General features: G+C 72.7%; 1 protein-coding gene. It reads right to left on the reverse strand.

The genetic code is table 11. The annotated features are described in order from the left end of the window. On the reverse strand, nt 1-3481 hold a 3481-nt coding region (locus AQJ64_RS44665), incomplete at both ends, for an SDR family NAD(P)-dependent oxidoreductase (RefSeq protein WP_159060373.1).

Raw genomic sequence — 3481 nt, forward strand, 5'->3', positions numbered from 1 at the left:
ACCGACCGCGCCGACACCAGCGCGGAACCCACACCCGCCAGGTCCAGCGCCTCCCGCCCCACCACGAACGCACGCAGCAACCCCGCCTGCGCCCGCAACGCCTCCGCACTCCTGCCCGACACCACCCACGGCATCACGCCGGGTGCGGTGTCCTCGGACAGCGAAGTGCCGTGTTCCACCGCCGGAGGCTGCTCGATGACGACATGCGCGTTGGTTCCGCCCACGCCGAAGGCGGAGACGGCGGCCCGGCGCGGCCGGTCCAGCTCCGGCCAGGCCCGCTGCTCGGTCAGCAGCTCCACCGCACCCGCCGACCAGTCCACATGCGACGTCGGCGCATCCACATGCAACGTCTTCGGCAACACCCCGTGCCGCAGAGCCATCACCATCTTGATGACCCCACCCACACCGGCGGCCGCCTGCGCATGCCCGACGTTCGACTTCAACGACCCCAGGAACAGCGGCAGTTCACCGGAACGCTCCTGACCGTAGGTCGCGATCAGCGCCTGCGCCTCGATCGGGTCACCCAGGCGCGTCCCCGTCCCGTGCGCCTCCACGGCGTCGACGTCCGCAGCACTCAGCCGCGCGTCGGCCAGTGCCTGCCGGATGACCCGCTGCTGGGACAGCCCGTTCGGCGCCGTCAGACCATTGCTGGCACCGTCCTGGTTGACCGCGCTCCCCCGCACCACCGCCAGCACCGGATGCCCCAGCCGCACCGCGTCCGACAAACGCTCCACCACCAGCACACCCACACCCTCGGCCCAGCCCGTGCCATCCGCACCCTCCGCGAACGCCTTGCACCGACCGTCCCCCGACAACCCACGCTGCCGACTGAACTCGATGAAGGGTCCGGGAGTCGGCATGACCGTCACGCCACCGGCCAGGGCCATGGAGCACTCGCCGCTGCGCAGCGCCCGTATCGCCAGGTGCAGGGTCACCAACGAGGAGGAGCATCCCGTGTCGACGGTCACCGCCGGGCCCTCCAGGCCGAAGGTGTAGGACAGTCGGCCCGAGACCACGCTTCCCGTGGTGCCGGTCAGGATGTGGCCTTCCGTCTCGGCAGTGCCCTGGTGCAGACGGTGGCCGTAGTCCTGCACCATGGCGCCGACGTAGACGCCGGTGCGGCTGCCGCGCAGCGACGCCGGGTCGATGCCCGCCCGCTCCATCGCCTCCCACGACGTCTCCAGCAGCAACCGCTGCTGCGGATCCATCGCCAACGCCTCACGCGGCGAGATCCCGAAGAACCCCGCGTCGAACTCCGCGGCGTCGTAGAGGAATCCACCCGACCGGGTGTACGACTTCCCCACCGCATCCGGATCCGGATCGAACAGCGCCTCCAGATCCCAGCCACGATCCACCGGGAACCTCGACACGGCGTCCGTCTCGGACACCACCAGCCGCCACAGGTCCTCCGGCGACCTCACCCCACCCGGGAACCGACATCCGATCCCCACGATGGCGATCGGCTCGGCATCGGCCTCACCGTTGACGACCGCCGGCGAAGGCTCCACCGCCGCAACGTCGTCGGGCTCCCCGAGCAGTTCCGCCCGTGCGAACCGGGCCAGGTCGGCGGCCGTCGGATGGTCGAACACCACCGTGCTCGGCAACCGCAGCCCCGTCACCGCGTTCAGCCGGTTCCGCAGGTCCACCGCCATCATCGAGTCGAAGCCCAGCTCACGGAAGGCGCGGTCCGGGGCTACGGGATCCGGTGTGCTGTGTCCGAGCGCCGCCGCGGCCTGCGCGCGGACCAGGTCCAGCACGGCCAGGTACTGTTCCGCCTCGGTCAGGCCGTCGAGCAGCGCCGACGGGCCGGAGCCCGCTCCCTGTGCCGTGCCGGCCGTCTCCTCCAGCACCGCCCGCACCTCGGGGACGTCCGACAGCAGCGGAGACCGACGCACGGCCGTGAACTGGGGCGCGAAGACCTCCCAGTCGATGTCGGCGACGATGCGTGTGGTCTCGGTGGCGGCCGTGACGCGGGACAGTACGGCGACCGCCTGGTCCGGGTTCATGACCCGCACGCCGCGGCTGAGGATCCGGTCCCCGACCTCGCCGTCGGCCATGCCACCGCCGCCCCACAGACCCCACGCCACCGACAGCGCGGTCCGCCCCCGCGCACGGCGCTGCTGGGCCAGTGCGTCGAGGTGGGCGTTGGCCGCGGCGTACGCGCCCTGACCGCCGCCGCCCCAGATGCCGGCGCCGGAGGAGAAGAGGATGAACGCATCGAGGTCGGTGTCCCGGAACACGTCGTCGAGGTGGTGCGCGCCGCGCACCTTGCCGGCGGTGAGCCGGGCCAGCAGATCCAGGCCCGTGTCGGCCAGCGGCGCCGATTCGGTCGTCCCGGCCGCGTGGATGACCGCACGGATCGGCTCGCCTTCGTCGGCGACCCTGGCGACGAGCTCGGCCAGTGCGTCCCGGTCCGCGACGTCGCAGGCCGCGACGGTGACCCGTACGCCGAGGGCCGTCAGTTCGGACTCCAGCTCCCCCGCGCCCGGCGCGGAGCGGCCCTGCCGGCTGGTCAGTACGAGGTGCTCGGCGCCGTTGGCCGCGAGCCACCGGGCGAACCTGGCACCGACGGCGCCGGTGCCACCGGTGATGAGCACCGTGCCACGCGGCTGCCACGCGGAGCGGTCGTACGCGGACTTGCGGGTCACGCGCGCCAGACGGCGGGCGAAGACTCCGGACGGGCGGAGTGCGAGCTGGTCCTCGCCCTGCTTCCCGGCGAGCGCCCCCGACAGTCGGCGCAGCACCTGCGGGTCGGGGGCCTCGGGCAGGTCGATGAGACCGCCCCACCGGTCGGAGTGCTCCAGCCCGGCCACCAGACCGAGCCCCCAGACCTGTGCCTGCTCGGGACGGATCGCCGTCTCCGTGCCGGGAACCTGTACGGCTCCGCGTGTGGCGCACCACAGCGGTGCGTGTACGGCGGTGTCGCCGAGCGCCTGGATCAGGAGCAGCGTCCCGGCCGGGCCGGCGATCAGCGTCGGGTTGTCCGGGCACGGTGTCTCGTCCAGGGCGAGCAGGGACAGCACCCCGGCCGGCATCTCACCGTGGAGTGCCTCCACTGCCTGGGCGACGCGTCGGGCCAGGATGTCCCGGTCGCAGTCCGCTCCCACGGTCAGACGTGTCACCTGCGCGCCGGCGGACGACAGGGCGTCCGCCACCGCTTCGGCCCACGGATGGTCCGTGTCGCCGTCCGGAACGACGAGCATCCAGGTACCGCTCAGCGCCACCGACGGCCCGTCGGACACCGGCTTCCAGTCGACGCGGTAGTGCCAGGCATCCGCCTCCGAACGCTCACGGCTGTCGCGGCGCCACGGGCCGAGCACGCCGATGACGTCCTCCAGCCGGGAGGCGTCGTCCACGCCGAGCAGTTCGGCGAGTTCGCCGCGGTCGGCACTGTCTACGGCCGCCCAGAACCGGCTCTCCTCGGGATCCGCGGCGTCCTCGGATGCCGCGCCGGTCGTACCGTCGAGCCAGTAGCGCCGGC

The organism is Streptomyces griseoruber, assembly GCF_001514205.1.
Lineage (GTDB): Bacteria > Actinomycetota > Actinomycetes > Streptomycetales > Streptomycetaceae > Streptomyces > Streptomyces griseoruber.